The organism is Ruegeria sp. CDSC081 (assembly GCF_059610485.1).
In genome coordinates this window covers 388,952-408,220 of sequence record NZ_JBXWNS010000003.1, presented here as the reverse complement: position 1 = coordinate 408,220, position 19,269 = coordinate 388,952, and the positions used below count along the sequence as shown (strand labels likewise).

The 19,269-nt window shown below is 56.1% G+C and carries 17 protein-coding genes; 11 read left to right on the top strand and 6 right to left on the bottom strand.

What is annotated here, in order from left to right; all coding sequences use genetic code 11:
- Positions 1–9: 9 nt before the first annotated feature.
- Complete coding sequence (gene nqrF / locus AC2FH9_RS07455) at positions 10–1,233, top strand: NADH:ubiquinone reductase (Na(+)-transporting) subunit F (protein WP_142636376.1); 1,224 nt, start codon at positions 10–12, stop codon at positions 1,231–1,233.
- A 53-nt stretch (positions 1,234–1,286) separates the two neighbouring features.
- On the opposite strand, the gene tviB is transcribed toward nqrF, so the two are convergent.
- Positions 1,287–2,570 (bottom strand): Vi polysaccharide biosynthesis UDP-N-acetylglucosamine C-6 dehydrogenase TviB, encoded by a 1,284-nt coding sequence (gene tviB / locus AC2FH9_RS07450; RefSeq protein ID WP_496696970.1) that lies wholly within the window; start codon positions 2,568–2,570, stop codon positions 1,287–1,289.
- Positions 2,571–2,575: 5 nt separating this feature from the next.
- Complete coding sequence (locus tag AC2FH9_RS07445) at positions 2,576–3,589, bottom strand: GDP-mannose 4,6-dehydratase (protein WP_271948911.1); 1,014 nt, start codon at positions 3,587–3,589, stop codon at positions 2,576–2,578.
- A 159-nt stretch (positions 3,590–3,748) separates the two neighbouring features.
- On the opposite strand from AC2FH9_RS07445, the gene AC2FH9_RS07440 reads away from it, so the two are divergent.
- Positions 3,749–4,519 carry a metallophosphoesterase family protein gene (locus tag AC2FH9_RS07440; RefSeq protein WP_496713631.1) on the top strand — a complete coding sequence of 257 codons (771 nt, stop codon included), beginning with the start codon at positions 3,749–3,751 and terminating at the stop codon, positions 4,517–4,519.
- A gap of 3 nt (positions 4,520–4,522) precedes the next feature.
- Here the strand turns inward: AC2FH9_RS07440 and AC2FH9_RS07435 are convergent, their stop codons facing one another.
- The gene (locus AC2FH9_RS07435; protein WP_271948907.1) at positions 4,523–5,047 is read right to left on the bottom strand and encodes a CBS domain-containing protein; all 525 of its coding nucleotides are present in this window, start codon (positions 5,045–5,047) and stop codon (positions 4,523–4,525) included.
- Positions 5,048–5,410: 363 nt separating this feature from the next.
- On the opposite strand from AC2FH9_RS07435, the gene AC2FH9_RS07430 reads away from it, so the two are divergent.
- From AC2FH9_RS07430 to AC2FH9_RS07405, 6 genes are all read left to right on the top strand, one after another.
- Positions 5,411–6,436, top strand: a complete 1,026-nt coding sequence (locus AC2FH9_RS07430) for an FAD:protein FMN transferase (RefSeq protein WP_281972907.1) — start codon at positions 5,411–5,413, stop codon at positions 6,434–6,436.
- Between the two features lie 14 nt (positions 6,437–6,450).
- Positions 6,451–6,687, top strand: coding sequence for a (Na+)-NQR maturation NqrM (gene nqrM / locus AC2FH9_RS07425; protein WP_271948901.1), 237 nt, complete (start codon positions 6,451–6,453; stop codon positions 6,685–6,687).
- A gap of 66 nt (positions 6,688–6,753) precedes the next feature.
- A complete protein-coding gene (locus AC2FH9_RS07420; protein ID WP_496871173.1) occupies positions 6,754–8,427 on the top strand; it encodes a sulfatase-like hydrolase/transferase in 1,674 nt (557 codons plus the stop codon).
- Between the two features lie 104 nt (positions 8,428–8,531).
- Positions 8,532–10,049, top strand: a complete 1,518-nt coding sequence (gpmI, locus tag AC2FH9_RS07415) for a 2,3-bisphosphoglycerate-independent phosphoglycerate mutase (protein WP_496871172.1) — start codon at positions 8,532–8,534, stop codon at positions 10,047–10,049.
- A complete protein-coding gene (locus tag AC2FH9_RS07410) occupies positions 10,046–11,176 on the top strand; it encodes a murein hydrolase activator EnvC family protein (RefSeq protein ID WP_281972910.1) in 1,131 nt (376 codons plus the stop codon). Before gpmI ends, AC2FH9_RS07410 begins: the two co-directional genes overlap by 4 nt.
- A gap of 6 nt (positions 11,177–11,182) precedes the next feature.
- The gene (locus tag AC2FH9_RS07405; protein ID WP_142636359.1) at positions 11,183–12,523 is read left to right on the top strand and encodes a S41 family peptidase; all 1,341 of its coding nucleotides are present in this window, start codon (positions 11,183–11,185) and stop codon (positions 12,521–12,523) included.
- Positions 12,524–12,648: 125 nt separating this feature from the next.
- Here the strand turns inward: AC2FH9_RS07405 and AC2FH9_RS07400 are convergent, their stop codons facing one another.
- A complete protein-coding gene (locus AC2FH9_RS07400; RefSeq protein WP_496871171.1) occupies positions 12,649–13,005 on the bottom strand; it encodes a VOC family protein in 357 nt (118 codons plus the stop codon).
- A 133-nt stretch (positions 13,006–13,138) separates the two neighbouring features.
- On the opposite strand from AC2FH9_RS07400, the gene AC2FH9_RS07395 reads away from it, so the two are divergent.
- Positions 13,139–13,837 (top strand): helix-turn-helix transcriptional regulator, encoded by a 699-nt coding sequence (locus tag AC2FH9_RS07395; protein WP_496813706.1) that lies wholly within the window; start codon positions 13,139–13,141, stop codon positions 13,835–13,837.
- A 74-nt stretch (positions 13,838–13,911) separates the two neighbouring features.
- Here the strand turns inward: AC2FH9_RS07395 and AC2FH9_RS07390 are convergent, their stop codons facing one another.
- Together AC2FH9_RS07390 and AC2FH9_RS07385 are read right to left on the bottom strand one after the other, a co-directional pair.
- Complete coding sequence (locus AC2FH9_RS07390) at positions 13,912–14,259, bottom strand: hypothetical protein (RefSeq protein ID WP_496786289.1); 348 nt, start codon at positions 14,257–14,259, stop codon at positions 13,912–13,914.
- Between the two features lie 10 nt (positions 14,260–14,269).
- Complete coding sequence (locus AC2FH9_RS07385) at positions 14,270–15,031, bottom strand: DUF6478 family protein (RefSeq protein ID WP_496871170.1); 762 nt, start codon at positions 15,029–15,031, stop codon at positions 14,270–14,272.
- A gap of 246 nt (positions 15,032–15,277) precedes the next feature.
- Here AC2FH9_RS07385 and AC2FH9_RS07380 point away from each other — a divergent pair, with 246 nt between their 5' ends.
- Together AC2FH9_RS07380 and AC2FH9_RS07375 are read left to right on the top strand one after the other, a co-directional pair.
- Positions 15,278–18,376 (top strand): ABC transporter transmembrane domain-containing protein, encoded by a 3,099-nt coding sequence (locus AC2FH9_RS07380; protein WP_496871169.1) that lies wholly within the window; start codon positions 15,278–15,280, stop codon positions 18,374–18,376.
- Complete coding sequence (locus tag AC2FH9_RS07375; protein WP_496693760.1) at positions 18,369–19,265, top strand: CPBP family intramembrane glutamic endopeptidase; 897 nt, start codon at positions 18,369–18,371, stop codon at positions 19,263–19,265. The genes AC2FH9_RS07380 and AC2FH9_RS07375 overlap by 8 nt, the downstream gene beginning before the upstream one ends.
- Positions 19,266–19,269: the final 4 nt, after the last annotated feature.

The following is a 19,269-nucleotide window of genomic DNA, read 5'->3' as shown; positions in this document are numbered from 1 at the left end:
GGGGCGGCAATGGAAACCTTTAGCCTTGGCGTCATTCTCTTCACGCTGATCGTATTGGCGCTTGTCGCCCTTATCATGGCTGCACGGTCCCGGCTGGTGTCGACAGGCAATGTCAACATCACCATCAATGGTGAGAAAACTGTGTCCGTGCCCGCCGGCGGCAAATTGCTGCAAACTTTGGCGGCCGAGAAACTGTTCGTGCCATCGGCCTGTGGCGGCGGCGGGACCTGCGCACAATGCCGCGTACGCGTCCATTCCGGCGGTGGCTCGATCCTGCCGACCGAAGAAAGCCATATCACCAAGCGCGAGGCCGCTTGTGGCGACCGTCTGTCTTGTCAGGTTGCAGTTAAACAAGACATGGATATCGAGGTCCCCGAAGAGGTCTTTGGCGTCAAGAAATGGGAATGCACGGTTCGGTCGAACGAAAACGTTGCCACCTTTATCAAAGCGCTGACGCTGGACCTGCCCGAAGGTGAGGATGTGAATTTCCGCGCTGGTGGCTATATCCAGATCGAAGCCCCCGCCCATGCGCTGAAATACACTGATTTCGATGTCGAGGAGGAATATCGCGAAGATTGGGATCGCTTCAATCTGTGGCAATACGACTCGGTCGTTGCCGAACCCATCGAACGCGCCTATTCCATGGCCAACTATCCGGACGAAAAGGGCATGATCATGCTGAACGTCCGGGTTGCCTCACCGCCTCCGGGTTCCGAAGGGATACCGGCGGGCCAGATGTCGTCGTATATCTTCAACCTGAAACCGGGTGACAAGGTCACGATCTCGGGTCCATTCGGTGAATTCTTCGCCCGCGAGACCGGAAGAGAGATGGTCTTCATCGGTGGTGGTGCTGGTATGGCGCCCATGCGCAGCCATATTTTCGACCAGCTCAAACGGCTTGAGAATCGCGACCGTAAGATCACCTTCTGGTACGGTGCCCGGTCCAAGAAAGAGATGTTCTTTGTCGAGGATTTCGACAGCCTCGCGGAAGAGTTCGACAATTTCGAATGGCATGTCGCCCTGTCGGATGCCCAGCCCGAGGATGACTGGAAAGGCTATACCGGCTTTATCCATAACGTTCTGTTCGACGAATACCTCAAGGACCACCCGGCACCCGAGGATTGCGAGTTCTACATGTGCGGACCGCCGATCATGAACCAGTCGGTCATCAACATGCTGCTGGATCTGGGTGTGGACCGCGAAGATATCATGCTCGACGATTTCGGCGGGTAATCAGTTATCCGGCGCCCTGTGGCGCCGGTTTCATTTTAGGTCTTTTGGTTCGATTACAGGCGCAGGTCGCTTGCCTCGCGTGGCAGGCAGGATTTGATGTCGAAGACTACGCTGTTTTCTTTGCCATAGGCTCGAAACTGCAAAGGATCGAGTGCCCGATATTCCGCATGCGCGACGGCCAGGACGACCCCATCATAGAGCCCTGGCTCAGGTTGGTCGATCAGGTCCAGGTCGTATTCTTCTTGCGCAGCTTTGGGGTCGGCATGAGGGTCGTGGACATCGACGCTGATGCCATAGCTTTGCAATTCTTCGATAATGTCGACGACACGGGTGTTGCGTAGGTCGGGGCAGTTTTCCTTGAACGTCAGGCCCATCACCAGAACACGGGCGGCGCCAACATTGATACCGCAACGGGTCATACGTTTGACCAGTTGCGACACTACATAGCTGCCCATCCTGTCATTCAGGCGCCGCCCTGCAAGGATGATCTGCGGGTGGTGGCCCACGGCCTCGGCCTTGTGCGTCAGGTAGTAAGGGTCCACGCCGATACAATGCCCGCCGACCAGACCGGGGCGGAAGGGCAGGAAGTTCCACTTGGTTCCGGCTGCGCGCAACACTGCCTCGGTATCTATTCCCATGCGCCCAAAAATCATTGCCAACTCATTCACCAGCGCAATATTCAGATCGCGCTGGGTGTTTTCGATCACCTTCGCGGCCTCAGCCACGCGGATGCTTTCAGCCTTGTAGGTTCCAGCGGTGATGATCCGGGCATAGAGCGCGTCAACCAGATCAGCGACCTGCGGGGTTGAACCAGCGGTGACTTTGCAGATGTCCGCGATGCGGTGGGTCTTGTCACCGGGGTTGATCCGCTCGGGGCTGTAGCCTGCAAAGAAATCCGTGTTGAAGGTCAGGCCCGAGGCGCGTTCCAGCACCGGAACGCAATCTTCTTCGGTTGCGCCGGGATAGACGGTGGATTCGTAGATCACCAAATCACCGGGTTTCAATACGTGGCCAACTGTTTCCGACGCGGCCAGAAGGGGGGCTAAATCAGGCTGCTTACCTGCGGTGATCGGCGTGGGGACGGTTACAACATAGGTATCGCAATCGGCAATCTCCGAGGGGTTGGTTGTGAATTTCAGGCCGCCCGCCGCGCTCAGGTCATGTGGCTCAACCTCATGCGTTGCATCTACGCCAGCGCGTAGTGCCTCGACCCGCGCCGCATTGATGTCAAATCCGATCACCTTGCCAATTTTGCCGAAGGCCACGGCCAGGGGCAGGCCGACATAACCCAGCCCGATCACAGCAATCTTTCGGGAATTGGGGTCGGTTTCAAGCATATGCGTCACTTACCATGATAGTCGCGGAACCATTCGACAAACTGGGCGATTCCATCTTTGAAATTTGTCTGCGGACGATAGCCGGTCAGCTTTTGCAGCAGATCACTATTCGCCCAAGTGGCAGGAACATCACCCATCTGCATAGGCATGTAATTGCGGATGGCTTTCTTGCCGATAGCTTCCTCAATGGCTTCGATAAAATCCATCAGCCGCACTTTGTCGCCATTGCCGATATTCACCACGCGCCAGGGCGCCGCCGGCGACAGGCTGTCACCTTCTTCAATCTCATCTGCGCTGTCCGGCCGCACCGGAGGGACGTCGATCAGCAGTCGGATACCGCGGACAAGGTCTTCGACATTGGTGAAATCCCGATACATGTCGCCGTGGTTATAGATATCGATCGGGCGGTCATCCAGAATTGCATCCACGAATTTATAGAGTGCCAGATCGGGTCGCCCCCATGTGCCGTAAACGGTGAAGAACCGGAACATGGTCGTGGGCAAGTTCCACAAATGGGCATAGGAATGGCCCATCGCCTCGTTTGCCTTTTTGGTTGCGGCGTAAATCGTCAGCGGTGTGTCGGCCTTTTCGACCTCAGTAAAGGGCATGACCTCGTTGGCGCCATAAACCGAGGATGTCGAAGCCATCAGAAGATGGTCTACCTTATGCTCGCGCGCGATTTCCATGACGTTGAACGTGCCGACCACGTTGGAATTGATATAGCTGCGCGGGTCCTCAAGGCTATAGCGGACACCAGCCTGCGCCGCGAGATGCACGATCACTTCGGGCTGGAATTCTTCGGCGACCTTTGCAAGCTGGTCGTAGTTTTCCAAAAGATCCTCGGTTGCGGAAAACCCAGGGGATTGCAAGAGCATCTGATGGCGGCGCTGCTTGAGCGAGACGTCGTAATAATCCGTCATCCCATCGTAGCCGTGAACCTGAAACCCCTCGGCCAGTAGTAGTTTTGCCAGGTGAAAACCGATGAACCCTGCTGTGCCTGTGACTAATACGCGCTTCATTTAACCCTCGACCCAAACCAAAACCGTTTGAAACATCAGGGATACTTTCAGCCCCTTAAGGTCAAGGGGATTTTCCCACAAACCGCGCCATTGGGGCAATCCGGAACCCGAATTCACTTGCGGATTGTTGTTGCCCGCCAGTCAGGGTAGGAAATTGCGATGGTGTGGGATTGGATCAAAACCAGGTGGAAAAAACCTCAGGCGGCACAGAATTCAGTTTCTGACATCGCGCCTGACCAGAGGTTTTATGCCGTTGGGGATATCCACGGGCGATTGGATCTGTTGCAGACTTTGCTGGCAAGGCTGGATCCAGATTGCCCCACGATCTTTGTCGGGGACTACATTGATCGTGGCAATTACAGCGCCCAAGTGCTGCACCAGTTACGGCACCTTAGCCGGGTCCGGGGCAACGATTTCATTTGCCTGCTGGGTAATCACGAGGAGATGCTGTTGCGGTTCACCCATGACCCAAAACGGGTCGGCAGGCTTTGGCTGCAAAACGGTGGTCTGCAGACGCTCGCCTCATTTGGAATTACCGGTGTGGATGAAGACACGGTTGGTGCGGATGCTGTCTCGGTGGCTGACAGATTGCGACGCGCAATGGGAGAAGATTTGCTGTCATGGCTGCACGACCGTCCCCTGACCTGGACCAGCGGCAATGTCACCGTGGTGCATGCAGGGCTGGACCCAGGCAAGCCATTGGATGAGCAGACACGCCAAGTCCGCCTGTGGGGCCATCCGAATTTCTCACGGCAGATGCGGGAAGATGGCCAGTGGGTTGTCCATGGTCATACGATCACGTCAGAGCCCCGCGCTGAGAATGGCGTTGTTTCGATCGACACCGGCGCCTTCTTCAGTGGCAGGTTGACCGCCACTGATATTCGCGCCGGCGAGGTCCGGTTCATCGCAACCAACGAGCAGCCGGAATAGCTGTCAACCGACGATCATCTGCTTCATGCGAAGGGCTTCATACTCCAGCTCTTTGAGGCGGAAATGCACGACATCACCGATCGTGATCACGCCACGAAGATGGCCATCGCTGAGGACGGGCATGTGGCGAAAGCGCCCCTCTGTCATGGTTTTCAGCACATCGTTCAACAGATCCTCGGGCGCGCAGGTCTGTACACTGCGGGTCATCAGATCTTCGACAGATTGGGGCAGGGTCTGGCCGGGAGTATCGGCCATACGGCGCACAATATCACGCTCGGACAGGATACCCTGAAGCGTACCATTCTGATCTGTCACCACCACAGCGCCGATCCGCTTTTCCTTGAGGATATTCACCACCGAATGAATTGTGTCTTTCGGGCGCACGGTAAAAACCGCGTCCCCTTTGCCAACAAGCAGCTTTTCGACTGTTGTCTGTGTATGAGAAAGGTTCGATTCAACCGACTGGCTATGCGAGGCAGCCGCGGCCTTGTCGCCGCGTGTCGGTGGCTGGTAAGAGCTTGGGGCCATGGGCAATCTCCTCTTGCTTTGCTTTTCACCTTACCGCAGCCATATGACCTGTATAGGGTACAAATGCCCTAACCGGGGAAAACTGCCAAAAACCAAGGAAATCCGGCCCGTTGTCCAACTTTTATCTGACCCCCCCTGTTGCCGCGCTGATATTTTTTGCGGTTGTCGTTTGTGGCCATAATTTTCGCATGACCTGGAAACAACAGGCTCCGGGATGGCAGAAGAAAGCATGGCTGTTCGGGGTGCCCGCCGGAATCGGTTTGTTGGCGCTAGGCTTCCTGCCGCTGAAAGCCTGATGCAGGTTTGACTCTGATTGGGGCCGCTGTCATATGCCGGGCACGCTTTTCCTCAGGAGGGACCCATATGCGTTTCTTGCCAGTCCTGGCTGTCGCCACACTTATTTCCGGCTGCTTGTTCGACAAAGAGCCCGAGGTGGTACGTCTGTCAGGCGAAACGATGGGGACGACATTCAACATCACGGCCATCGGTGTCGATGTTGATGAAGAAGCGCTGGCGGGTGCGGTCGAACAGACACTGGCCGAAGTTAACGCAAAGATGTCGAACTGGGACCCGAATTCCGAGGTTTCGACCTTCTCGGACTCGGGCAGCACTGAACCTGTAGCCGTTTCGGATGAATTTGCGCTGGTGCTTGATGCCGCGAATGATGTGCACGAGAAATCCGGGGGTACATTCGACGTGACTCTCGGCCCGCTGATCGAGCTTTGGGGCTTTGGTCCGCGCAAACCGGAAGATCCGGTGCCCGCAGATGCTGACATCCAGGCGGCTTTGGGCAAGGTCGGACAGGCCAGATTGCTGCAACTGGATCGCGATGCCGGAACTTTGGCGAAGGCCGATGCCGGAGTCGGCATTAACCTGTCCGCCATTGCCAAGGGGTATGGCATCGACGCCGTGGCCGAAACGCTGCGCACGGCTGGGATTGAAGACTATATGGTCGAGATAGGCGGCGATCTGGTCACAAGAGGCGATAACGATAAGGGTGAGACTTGGCGGATCGGGATCGAAAAACCCCAGGCCGATGCGCAGAATCTGCAGTTGATCGTACAACTTGATGATCTGGGTATGGCGACATCCGGCGATTACAAGAATTTCTTTGAACAAGATGGTGTGCGGTATTCGCATATCATTGACCCAACTACTGGCCGCCCGATCACGCATCGGACCACTTCGGTCACGGTACTGGCCGAAAATGCTATGATGGCAGATGCTTGGGCGACAGCGATGTTGGCCTTGGGTCAGGAAAAGGGTTTGAAACTTGCCGAGACGCATAAACTTGCCGTGTATTTCATCTCGCGGGATGTGACAGGCGGTGAGGATGCCTATATCACGGTACACAGCACAGCGTTCAAAGAGGCGTTGGGCACCAACTGACGGGTTGAGCTGAGATGAGCACTTTTATTCTGGCCTTCATTCTGCTGCTGATCATCATGGTTGGCATGTCGCTGGGTGTAATGTTGATGGGTAAGACCATCAAGGGCAGCTGCGGTGGCCTGAATGCGATCTCGGGTGCGGATAAATGTGTGGTCTGCCAAAAGGACGTGGACCCTAACAGCCCCTTGCGCGACAAGCTTCAGTGCAAACGCGCCCAAAAGATGCTTGAGCAGATGGAACGGCAGGCCTAATAACTTAGCGCTTCGTTTGGCGGTTGGAATTGGCTAAGCAGGTCCCTGAATAACGGGGGCGCAGATTTGGCCAAAGCAAGAAACATCCTGTTCATCATGTTCGACCAGCTGCGCTGGGACTATCTGAGCTGTTACGGACATCCGCATCTGCACACCCCCAACATAGACCGCCTGGCAGCGCGTGGTGTGCGGTTCGACAGGGCCTATATCCAGTCTCCTATTTGCGGTTCCTCCCGTATGTCGACCTATACCGGGCGCTATGTGCATTCGCATGGGGCTTCTTGGAATGGAATCCCGCTGAAAGTGGGTGAGATGACCATGGGTGATCATCTGCGCAAGGCTGGGATGGACTGTTGGCTGGTGGGCAAGACCCATATGCGCGCGGATGCCGAAGGCATGGCGCGGTTGGGGCTGGAACCGGACAGTCTGATCGGTGCCCGCGTGGCCGAATGCGGGTTCGATGTGTTCGAGCGTGATGACGGAATGCTGCCCGAAGGGCCGGATGGGTATTATGACCCGGACGGGGCCAAGGAATACAACAAATACCTATCGGCCAAAGGATATGACAGTGACAACCCCTGGCATGACTTCGCCAATTCAGGTCTCGACGCTGAGGGCAATGTTCTGTCGGGCTGGTTTCTCAAGAACTCGTCCCAACCGGCGAATATTGCCGAGGAAGACAGCGAAACGCCCTATCTGACTGGGCGGGGGATCGAATTCGTGGAAACCCATGACGGCCCCTGGTGTTGCCACCTGAGCTTTATCAAACCGCACTGGCCCTATGTCGTGCCGGAACCCTATGCCTCAATGTACGGACCGAAACATATCCTGCCCGTGGTCCGGTCTGAGGCGGAACGCCAGAAAGCGCATCCGGTGCTCCGGGCATTCATGGACACCAAGGTTGGCGAGGCGTTCTCGCGGCAGGATGTGCGCGACGCCGTGATCCCCGCTTATATGGGTCTGATCAAGCAGGCCGACGACCAGATGGGCCGGCTGTTCGCATGGCTGGAAAAGACGGGCCGGATGGAGGACACGATGATCGTGTTAACCTCGGACCACGGGGATTTTCTGGGCGATCACTGGATGGGTGAGAAGACCTTTTTTCAGGACGCATCGGTCAAGGTGCCGTTGATCATCTATGACCCATCCCCCGAGGCTGAGGCGACCCGTGGCACTGTCAGCGACGCGCTGGTCGAGTCCATCGACCTTGCCCCAACATTCTTGGACATAGCCGGAGGCGAAGCGTCGGGTCACATTCTGGAAGGTCACTCCTTGTTGCCGATCTTGCGTGGCCATCAGGTCGAGACACCTCGGGATGTGGTAGTCAGTGAGTATGACTATTCCGCCTCGCCCATGGCGGAAAAGCTGAATGCCTCGGTTCGGGATGCAGTGATGTTCATGGTGGCCAACAAGAATTGGAAGCTGATCCATTGCGAAGGCGGGCATCGGCCACTGCTGTTCGATCTTGAAAACGACCCGAATGAACTAACCGACCTTGGCAACAGTGCTGAACACGCAGATATCATCGCCAAGATGTATGACCATCTGTTCACTTGGGCGCGTCGCCCGTCGCAGCGCACAACACGTTCCGAACAGCAACTGATCGAAATGCGCACCAATAGTCGGGGCAGAGGGGTGGTTATTGGAATCTATGACGAAAACGACGCGCCACTGGATTTGACCGTGAAATACAGAGGCCGCAAAACGCGCCCCTATCTGGACCATACCGGCAAGGAATAGCCTTTGTAACATGAATTCTGACCTGATCAGGGCAAAAGGCGGTTCACCCTGCGCGGGGCAGGCGATACAAGACCAACCAAGAGCAGCAAACCCGGAGAGCCGAAATGACCGCCCCGAAACCCGTCGTCCTGTGTATTCTTGATGGCTGGGGCCTGTCCGAGGACACCGGAGCCAATGCGCCTTACCTTGCCGATACGCCGACATTCGATGCGATCATGGCAAACGGTCCGCATGCCAAGCTGATCACGCATGGTCCGGATGTTGGTCTGCCAAGTGGTCAGATGGGCAATTCCGAAGTCGGTCACACAAATATTGGGGCTGGCCGCGTTGTTGCGATGGATTTGGGCCAGATTGATCTGGCGATTGAGGACGGTTCTTTCTTTGCCAACTCCGCGCTGCAGAACTTTATCGGTAAGGTAAAGGCTGCAGGTGGCACCGCACATCTGTTGGGCGTGGTCTCGGACGGGGGAGTGCATGGCCACCTGAGCCATATCATTGCTGCGGCAAAGGCGATAACGGATGCTGGTGTGCCCGTTGCCTTGCACGCGGTTACGGATGGCCGGGATGTGGCCCCGAAATCAGCGCTGACCTATATCACAGAGCTTGAGGAGCGCTTGCCCGACGGCGCCCGTGTTGCCTCGGTCTGCGGGCGCTATTTTGCCATGGACCGCGACAACCGATGGGAACGTGTTAGCGAAGCCTATGGTGCAATGATCAAGGGGCAAGGGCGCAGCGCTGTTTCGGCGCGCAATGCCGTGGATCAGGCCTATCAGCAGTCGGAAACGGACGAATTTATCGTCCCGACCGTCCTCGACGGCTATCACGGCATCAAAGACGGAGATGGGTTCTTCTGCCTCAACTTCCGCGCCGACCGGGCCCGCGAGATTCTGCGGGCGATTGGCGAACCCGGCTTTGATGATTTCGACACCGGCTCGCGTCCACAGCTTTCAGCCCTGCTGGGCATGGTCGAATATTCCGTCGGGCACAGCGCCTATATGACCACTGTTTTCCCCAAGCGTGACATCGTGAATACGCTGGGTGAGTGGGTGGCGAAACATGGGCTCAGCCAGTTCCGACTGGCCGAGACCGAGAAATACCCGCATGTGACCTTCTTCCTCAATGGCGGCAAGGAAACGCCCGAGGCGAACGAAGACCGCTTTATGCCGAAATCACCCAAAGTGGCGACCTACGACCTGCAACCCGAAATGTCATCGGCCGAAGTAACCGCAAAATTCGTAGAAGCCATCGGGGCGGGCTATGATCTGATCATAACCAATTATGCCAATCCGGATATGGTTGGGCATACCGGCGACCTGCAAGCGGCAATCCGCGCCTGTGAGGCTGTGGATCAAGGGCTGGCGCAAGTCGTCGCCGCGTTGGAAAAAGTGGGGGGCGCAATGATTGTAACGGCCGATCATGGAAATTGCGAGATGATGGTCGATCCCGAAACCGGTGGGCCGCATACAGCCCATACGCTGAACCCCGTGCCCGTGGCGTTGGTCGGGGGACCAGCAGGGGTATCCTTGCGAGATGGTCGCCTGTCCGATCTGGCGCCCACACTGCTGGAACTGATGGCGTTGGATCAGCCCCCTGAAATGACTGGAAAGAGCCTGCTTTCATGACGCTTCGTGCGCTGCTTCTGGCGATTTTCTTTGCATCCAGGGCGGTTGCCCAGACCGACCCCGCGACCGCCGCATTGAATGCAGCGCAGATGCTTGAGCAGGCATCAGTATCGTTGACCGAGGCCGAAAGCGCCCGCGACCGGGTCCGTGCCCTGACCGAAACCATACAGGCGTATGAGGCGGGTCTGTCGGCCATGCGCGATGGCCTACGACGGGCGGCAACACGCGAAGCCCAGCTAACAGCCGAATTGCGCAGTCGGGAAAAGGATGTGGCACAGCTGTTGGGCGTATTGCAAACGATCGAAACCACGGCGCCTCCGGTTCTGATGCTACACCCGTCAGGGCCGTTGGGCTCGGCCCGGGCCGGTATGATGCTGTCCGAGGTTACGCCGGGCCTGAACGCAAAAGCGCAGTCTCTTGCGCGTGATCTTCAGGAAGTGCGCACGCTTCGATTGCTGCAGCAAAGCGCCTCGGAAACCTTGGTCGAGGGCTTGACGGGCGTTCAGAATGCCCGCACCCAGCTCAGCACCGCCATCGCAGACCGAACGGATTTGCCGCGGCGCTTTGTCGAGGACCCGATCCGCACTGCTATCCTGATCTCATCGACTGAAACGCTTGACGGTTTTGCCAGCGGGCTTTCCCAGATCTCCGAAGGGCAAATCGCCGAAACGGATGCGGATATATCAAGTATCAAGGGTCAGATTGCGCTGCCGACGCAGGGCATCATCCTGCACCGGGCAAATGAAACCGATGCGGCCGGTGTCAAACGCCCTGGTATCGTATTGGGCACCCGACCGCGCGCAATAGTCACCTCGCCAACGGCGGCCACGATACGGTATCGCGGGCCACTACTGGAGTTGGGGAATCTGGTGATCCTCGAGCCGCAACCGGGGCTTCTATTTGTCTTTTCCGGGCTACAAGAGGTCTATGGAGAAGCGGGTCAGGTGATTCCCCGGGGGACGCCAGTCGGATTGATGCCTGCAGAATCGAAGGAAATCGGCGCAATTTTGTCAACAAGCAGTGATGGCACTGGAACTGACCGGTCAGAAACGCTCTATATAGAGGTAAGACAGGATAACAGCCCCGTGGACCCGGAATCGTGGTTTCGGACCGACAAGGATGGATAAACGAGTATGAAGAAATTTGTGATGGCCGGTTTGGCTGGAACTATAGCAGGCCTGATTGTTACGACGCAGATCGCCGGTCCGTTGCTTGCCCAAGAAGCCGAAAACAAGGCTAGTGTCTATGAACAGCTGGATCTGTTTGGCGATATTTTCGAACGCATCCGCGCGCAATATGTCGAAGAGGTTGAGCCCGAAGACCTGATTGAAGCGGCCATTGACGGTATGCTGACCTCGCTGGATCCGCATTCCAGCTATCTGTCGCCGGATGATGCCGAACAAATGCGGGTCCAGACCCGTGGCGAGTTTGGCGGTCTGGGTATCGAAGTCACGCAGGAAGAGGGCTTTGTCAAAGTTGTCTCGCCGATCGATGATACGCCTGCGGATGAGGCCGGGATCGAAGCCGGAGATTTCATCACCCATGTCGATGGCGAAAGCATACTGGGCCTGACCCTGGACAAAGCGGTCGATCTGATGCGCGGGCCGGTGGGCTCGGAAATCGTGATCACCGTTGTCCGCGAGGGTGAACAGGAACCTTTTGACGTGCCTATCATCCGCGACACAATCAAACTGACGGCAGTACGCGCGCGCACCGAAGGGACCAGTGTGGTTCTGCGTGTGACCACCTTTAACGACCAAACTTATCCCAACTTGCAGGAAGGCCTGGCCGAGCAGATCGAAGAGGCCGGAGGGATCGACAAGGTGAATGGTGTCGTTCTGGACCTGCGCAACAATCCCGGTGGTCTGCTGACACAGGCAATCAAGGTTTCGGACGCATTCCTAAACGAGGGTGAGATCGTATCAACCCGTGGCCGCGATCCAAGCGATGGTGAGCGTTTCAACGCAACTGTGGGTGATCTGGCAGAAGGAAAGCCGATTGTGGTGCTGATCAATGGCGGGTCCGCCTCAGCATCCGAGATTGTAGCCGGCGCGCTGCAGGATCATCGCCGCGCAATCGTTGTGGGAACCAAAAGTTTCGGCAAAGGCTCGGTCCAGACTGTCATGCCACTGCGGAGCGATGGCGCGATGCGTTTGACCACGTCGCGCTACTACACGCCGTCGGGCCGGTCTATTCAGGCGCTTGGTGTCAGCCCCGACATCATCGTTGAGCAGCCCCGCCCAGCCCCGGAGACCGAGGAAGAAGAGGCCAATGGGAACACCCGTTCCGAGGCTGATCTGCGTGGCAGTCTGAACAATGACAGCCTGAGCGAGGATGAAATCCGCCAGATCGAAGAAGATAGGGCCAAGGCCGAAGCCACCGCCGAATTGCGGGAAGAGGATTACCAGCTGGCCTATGCCATCGACATCCTCAAGGGGCTGTCAGCCTTCAACCCGGACGGGCCATCGCAATAAATAAACCGGGCCGCCTGACAGGCGGCCCTTTTCCTGATGGGGCCGCTGCCGATCGAGGTAGGGTGGCTGATTAGAGCCCGATGCCGCCTATGTTGTCTCCCAACCAACGTCCGCTCTGTGAAAAGCTAGTCAGAAAAACACATCTTGTTTCCATCCAGGTCTCGAACGTATGCAGAGAACTTTGGCCCTCGTTGGTTGGGGGCTCCCTCACAATCACCCCCGAGATCTGTGGCTAAAGCGTACAGCCTTCTGACTTCTGCTTCGCCACCAACGCAAAATCCAACCATCGTTCCATTACCGTTAGTGGCCGGCAACGTGTCGAAGGGTTTGGCCACGGCGAAGGCAAAATCCTTTCCAAGCCAGTAAGTCATTCTTTCTGAAGGCGACATGCTTTGGAGACCCGATTGCGAAAACAGTGTGTCGTAGAAGGTTCTTGCAGCTGCCATGTCATTCGTTCCGACAACAAAGTAATTCATTTTCATCGATTTAGCTCCTGCAAGTGAGTGGCCTGCGTCAGGCATTGGTTTCAGTGACCCAAGCTATATCGACTAATGTGCCATTTTATGTCTTATTTGATTCATGGCACGGGCTAATACGCACAACAGGCTGAGGCGATTGGAATTGCTTGCGGTTCAACTCAAGCAAGATGCCCATTGTACGGTTAGAGACTTGGCGCAACAGCATGGTGTCAGTATGCGCACGATAGCCCGCGACCTTGTGCTTATGCGGGACCAAGGCATGCAGATAGACGCTGATCGCGGTCGTGGAGGAGGTGTGCGCCTCGACCGCAACTGGGGCGTTGGTCGTATGAACCTGACATACGCTGAGGCGGTCGATCTGCTAATCAGCATTGCTGTCGCAGAGCAGATGAAATCACCAATGTTGCTTGCGAACTTGGCATCGGTAAGGCGGCAGCTTGTGGCCTCGTTTTCACCCGAGAAACGCAACAAGGTGAACCAGCTCAAGTCCCGTATTCTTATAGGCGTCACGGCTTCGACTTATGTTCAAGCCAGCGCGAGCGCCCCACCAAAAAGGATTGTGCAAGCGGTTCATCAGGCATTCGTCGATCAAAAGGTCTTGGAGCTGCGATATCAAAGAGAAGACGGTGTCATTTCCAACCGGCAAATTGAGCCTCAGTATCTCTTGTTGAAGTATCCCATTTGGTACGTCGTTGCGATCGACCGTCTGAGAAACGAACCAAGGACATTTCGGTGCGACCGGATGCTTGGGGCCTCAATGGGCGAAACGCGCTTCAAGCTCCTGCCGAAAGAAAAATTTCAACCCTCATTGGTAATTGATGATTCTTCGATGTGATCGGGTCATGGCCAACCGTATGCGGACAATGACGCCTGAATTATAGGCACGCACTTCGTCCGCACTTCTACCGCCTACTGAGACCGGCGAAAGACTCGTTTTAGCATATCAAGCTCTGCTCGTATCAGGTCCAGTTCGGCGCGCAGGTCATCGGCGGCGGCGTTTCCTGCAATGATCGAGAACCCGCCCAGTTTAAGCCCTGAAACGGAATCTGAGATTACAAAACTGTGGACCCCGTCAGACAGGGCCACATCAGGCACCTGTACACGAAGCTCCCACCCGGTGTCGGCTGGTGACAGGTGAACCTCATCCAGCGCGTCACCACGGTAGGACACGCTGATCTCGGGCTGCGTATCAGCCTGCAGGTGGCCCATCCAGGTGCCATTTTCCAGGCCCAGTGATGTGAGTATCAGATCGGTCATGGCAGGGTTCTCATAAATCGGCGCGATGGTGACGACAGACGGTCAGGTCCTGCAACACTATCCGGTTCATCCGAGGATTATCCAGAATGATATCCAGCCAGACTTTGTCCATGCGGCGTTCATTCAGTGGTAAATGTGCAAGATCAAAATCCACGCTGTTTGAAGGACCAGTGGGATCAAGTTTGCGCAGAACCTGTTCGGCGTTTGGGCCGTGTCGGATATTGAGCCGCGCGAACAATTCCTGTGGGCGTTCGGCCTCAATATGGCAATCGACTCGGATCAGATGCTGCCGCGTCAGCTCTTGCACAGCCTCTTGTGGAAGCTCGATAGAGAGAGAGAGAAATGATCCCTCGAACCCGAAAACCTCGACCGCCAAGCTGAACGGTGACAGATCATGCTTGCGCGTGTTCCTGATTTGGCGCGTGCTGATTTCCTGGCGTGGACAGTCGTGAAACAGCGTTGCCTCATCATTGATACGAGCCTTACGCGGGGCCGAGGCGACACCGGGGCGGGGTTGAGGATAGCGCCACAGCTCGGGCCTCCAGCTCCAGTCGGTGCCCAACGGTTTCGGGAAATGGGTTGATCCCGCCACAGGCCGTGTAAGGCGGCTGTTGGCCTGAAGGATCAGCGCATCCAGCTCGGATCGCAAGCGACGTGCATCATCACGCTGCTGCCGCAATTCAGAAAGCACAGCCTCGGGCGCTGCCCGGGCGTCCCGCTGCCAGCGCGTCAGTGCTTTGCGGTGAATATAGCGATCCAGTAGCTTGCCCATGATCCCAATCTATTGCTCCACACATCTTTTGTCGGATATCCACCCGAGGATAAAGCCGATTTGCATCATAGCGTCGGTAAATTACCGAAAATGTGAACACGCTTTTGGCTAGGCAGCAAAGTTGTGACCTGTTACGGAGGGCGCCGTTCTTGCAATCGACCCGGTCAGTGCGTACCGTCTGACACCTGATTGCAGTGGACCATCCGTTACAACCCTATAGCAATATTTCCGAGGCAAAGACGGGGCATGGAACCCACTCTATTCGCATTCATCTGGAAGCATTCCAAGAAACAGCAACTGGTATTGTTGCTGCTGACATTGTTTTCTTTTCCCTTCCTCTATGCATCATTGGAGCTGCCCAAGCAGATCATTAACGATGCGATTGGTGCTCCAGGCAGCTCGGTAACTTTCTTAGGAGTTACGGTGACGCAGGTGCAGTATTTGTTGATTCTGTGTCTGGCCTTTCTGGCGACGGTCATCGCCAGCGGTCTGATGAAAATGCGGATCAACACGATGAAAGGTGTGTTGGCCGAACGCATGTTACGCCGACTGAGGTACACGCTGATCCACCGAACTCTGCGGTTCCCGAAATCCTATTTTGCCACCACCAGTCAGGGCGAGTTGGTGTCGATGATCACGTCCGAGGCTGAACCGATGGGCGGCCTGATGGGGGATGCGATCGCACAACCTGTATTCCAGTTTGGTCAGATGATGACCATTGTGACGTTTCTGTTCATGCAAAGCGTGTGGTTTGGTCTTGCAAGTATTGCGCTGATCCCGCTGCAGGCTTGGTTGATTCCAAAATTGCAGCGCCAGATCAACCTGTTGAACAAAGACCGAATCCAGGAAGTTAGGCGCTTGAGCTCAGAAATCGGCGAAAGCGCAGCCGGGATCAGCGATCTGCGCACCAACGGAGGCTGGCGGCACAGATTGGCCCAGTTCAGCCATCGTTTGGGAACTTTGTTCGAGATCCGATTCAAGATCTATAACAAAAAGTTCTTCATGAAGTTTCTCAACAATCTGATCACTCAGATGACCCCGTTTCTGTTTTATTCGGTGGGCGGATATCTGGCGATCACGGGCGAGGTAACAGTGGGCGCGCTGGTGGCGGCACTGGGAGCATATAAGGATCTTAGCGGACCTTGGAAGGATCTGCTGACCTATTACAATCAGGTTCAGGACATGTCGTTGCGGTGGGAAATCGTGACCGAACGCTTCGCACCCGACAACATGGTGCCCGAAGAGCTGTTCGAGGGCGAGCCTGATTCCATTCCGCATCTGACTGGCGAGATCAAGCTGCAGAATATTACCGTTCGGGATAACGATGGGAAAACTGTTCTCGAGGATATAGACCTCGTCATACCCAAAGGGGCCCGCGTGGCCATCAAATCCTCGAATGCGGCCGAAAGAGGGGCATTGGCTCAGCTGCTGACCCGCGAATTGCTGCCGGTTCAGGGCGACGTCACGATTGCCGGACATGACATCCAATCTTTGCACCAATCCGTCATCGCGGCGCGGATCGGATATGCCTATTCTCGACCATATCTGTTTGATGGGTCGATTGGGGACAACTTGATGATGCCCCTGAAAACACGCCCTCAGCATGAAGCCGACGCCGCCAGGGCCCCTAGCCGCCGCCAGATCGAGGCCGCGCGAGCGGGGAACTCGGTGGATTCGCTGTCAGATGAATGGATTGATCCCGGTCTGGCCGGGCTCAACAACACTGACGACATCCAGGATTGGTGGTTCAAGCTGGTCGAGGCGATGGGAACGGATGAATTCATGTTCCGCCGCACCCTGCGCAGCCAGTTGAATCCAGATCAGCATCCCGAGTTTGTGCAAAATATCATCGACCTCCGTGGCCCCATCCATGACAAGTTGGTGGAAAAAGATCTGGACCGCTTTGTCTACCGGTTCGATCCGGACAGGTTCAACCCAACTGTGCCTTTGGGCGGCAACCTTCTTTATGCAGCACCGTCGCAGGAAATCTCGCCGGACATTTTGGCCGGCGATAATCGGTTCATGCAAATGCTGCGTACACATGAGCTTGATGACGACGCGCTGAGTATCTCAAGCGCTGTTCTGGAAACGCTGAACCATGCTTTTGGGCGGGACGGAACCGACCATCCGCTGTTCCTGCGCCTGGGCTTGAGCAAGGAAATGTTCCACCGGCTGCTTGCAATCGAAGACAAGCGCAAGGCAAAAGGAGTGGACGAGCTGTCGCAGCGCGAACACGCCTTTCTTCTGACCGTTCCGTTCCTGCTGACCGCCGAACAGATTGGCCCTGATTTCCCGGATGAATACAAACAGAAGATTCTGAAAATCCGCACTGAACAGGGCGAAAGGTTACGTGGAAGCCTGCAGGAGATATTTGTACCGGTCACACCGGACACATACATCGCGCGTATGACGGTTATGGAAAATGCGCTTTTCGGGCGGGTGTCTGTGACGGCGGGAGCTCATGCTGACGAGATAGAGGATGTGGTTGCCGAAGTGATCAATGCCGCAGGTCTGCGCAGACAGGCAGCGGCCATCGTCTATGATCTGTCCGCAGGGCTGAGTGGGAACAATCTGACAACCGTCTTTCAGGAACGAATTGCCTTCTCGCGCGCCGGGATTAAACGGCCGGATTTGCTAATCCTGGATAAAGCGTTGGCCAGCCATGACTCTGAGAGCCGTTTACGCACCCGGTTGAAACTGCGCGAACTGCTGCCCGATTCCATCATGATTTTCATGGAGGACAGTTTCGCCCATCCCGAGGCCTATGATCTGTTTGTTGAAATCAAGGATGGCCGCATTGACGGTGTCTCGAAAACGCAGCTCGAACAAGAATCCGGCACCACCGCTGACCTCAGCCGCAAGCTGAAGATTATCTCATCAACTCCGCTTTTTGCCAATATCGACGGTCGCAACCAGAGATTGCTGGCGTTTTCGGCGCAGTGGTATGATGCTGCCGCTGGTCAGGTCATTTTCTCTCGTGGGCAGGCGCCGGATGCGGCCTATCTGTGCATTTCGGGTCATGCGAAGCTTATGTGGCACGAAGAAGACGGTTCGACTCGGTCCATATCTGTCATTGAACCCGGGCGCCTGATCGGTGACCTGTCTGTTATCACCGGTGAGACCAGACAGTTGGATCTTGTGGCAGGCGAAAACTGTTCATTCCTGCGGATTGGTGCAGTGGAACTGCGCGCGGTGATCGAAAGCGATGCAAGCGTTGCGGTTCAGTTGCTTGAAACAGTTGCCGGATACCTGACAACCATTTCGGAAAAGATCAACGCCACCAAAGCATCGACCTTGTTCTTCGATGATGAGGACCAGACCGAAAGTTCCCACCAGAATGTCTGAAATCCGCGCGCCCTCTTACGCCCCGCATGAGCAACTGGTCGCCGACGCACGCGACAAACCACAGCTGTGGCGCCTGCTGGCCGGCCTGGCAACAATCGTGGTCGTTGCAACCGTCTTCAATCTGATCCTGTTTGCAGTCGTAACCGTGGCCGGACCGCAGGAATGGGCCAGCGGGTTGATGAACGGCTCGACCCCGATCTCGATGGTGATCCTGCTGTCAAGCTTTGGGTTTGTCACATTTGGTGTGTGGACCGCAGCGCGACAGTTTCAGAAGCGGTCCCTGGGTTCTATTTTAGGGACTCGGGGCAAAGCGGCCAGACAGTTCTGGCTTGTGCTGCGCGCCCTGATGGTGCTTGGCGTGGTTATCGTAACCGTGCCGCACGTCATTTTGGGCGCGCCGCTTGTTCAAAACCTGTCCTTTTCGGTTTGGCTGGTATTCCTGCCTCTGTCGCTATTGGCTGTGTTTGTCCAAATCAGTGCAGAGGAGCTGCTTTTCCGCGGATATATGCAGCAAAGCCTGGCGGCGCGATTTCGTTCTCCGATCATCTGGATGGGGGTACCGTCGCTTCTATTCGCGGTGGGGCACTATTCGCCCGATGCGGCGGGCGGCAATGCAGAGTTGCTGGTGCTGTGGACTGGTCTGTTTGGACTTTTGGCTGCGGATTTGACCGCGCGGGCGGGAACCCTGGGCCCGGCCATAGCGCTGCATTTTTTCAACAATGTCATAGCGCTCTTGTTTGTCTCGCTACCTGACACCCTCAGCGGTCTTGCCTTATTTGTACTGCCCTTTGATATGACCGATACTCTGACATTGCGGCAATGGTTATATGTGGATTTTGCCGTGATGATTGTCAGCTGGTTTATCGCGCGCCTTGCGCTCAGGCGCTGATTGC

Coding starts and splice junctions, on each gene's coding strand:
- nqrF (WP_142636376.1), top strand. CDS start 10: ATGGAAACCTTTAGCCTTGGCGTCATTCTCTTCACGCTGATCGTATTG.
- tviB (WP_496696970.1), bottom strand. CDS start 2,570: ATGCTTGAAACCGACCCCAATTCCCGAAAGATTGCTGTGATCGGGCTG.
- AC2FH9_RS07445 (WP_271948911.1), bottom strand. CDS start 3,589: ATGAAGCGCGTATTAGTCACAGGCACAGCAGGGTTCATCGGTTTTCAC.
- AC2FH9_RS07440 (WP_496713631.1), top strand. CDS start 3,749: ATGGTGTGGGATTGGATCAAAACCAGGTGGAAAAAACCTCAGGCGGCA.
- AC2FH9_RS07435 (WP_271948907.1), bottom strand. CDS start 5,047: ATGGCCCCAAGCTCTTACCAGCCACCGACACGCGGCGACAAGGCCGCG.
- AC2FH9_RS07430 (WP_281972907.1), top strand. CDS start 5,411: ATGCGTTTCTTGCCAGTCCTGGCTGTCGCCACACTTATTTCCGGCTGC.
- nqrM (WP_271948901.1), top strand. CDS start 6,451: ATGAGCACTTTTATTCTGGCCTTCATTCTGCTGCTGATCATCATGGTT.
- gpmI (WP_496871172.1), top strand. CDS start 8,532: ATGACCGCCCCGAAACCCGTCGTCCTGTGTATTCTTGATGGCTGGGGC.
- AC2FH9_RS07410 (WP_281972910.1), top strand. CDS start 10,046: ATGACGCTTCGTGCGCTGCTTCTGGCGATTTTCTTTGCATCCAGGGCG.
- AC2FH9_RS07405 (WP_142636359.1), top strand. CDS start 11,183: ATGAAGAAATTTGTGATGGCCGGTTTGGCTGGAACTATAGCAGGCCTG.
- AC2FH9_RS07400 (WP_496871171.1), bottom strand. CDS start 13,005: ATGAAAATGAATTACTTTGTTGTCGGAACGAATGACATGGCAGCTGCA.
- AC2FH9_RS07390 (WP_496786289.1), bottom strand. CDS start 14,259: ATGACCGATCTGATACTCACATCACTGGGCCTGGAAAATGGCACCTGG.
- AC2FH9_RS07385 (WP_496871170.1), bottom strand. CDS start 15,031: ATGGGCAAGCTACTGGATCGCTATATTCACCGCAAAGCACTGACGCGC.
- AC2FH9_RS07380 (WP_496871169.1), top strand. CDS start 15,278: ATGGAACCCACTCTATTCGCATTCATCTGGAAGCATTCCAAGAAACAG.
- AC2FH9_RS07375 (WP_496693760.1), top strand. CDS start 18,369: ATGTCTGAAATCCGCGCGCCCTCTTACGCCCCGCATGAGCAACTGGTC.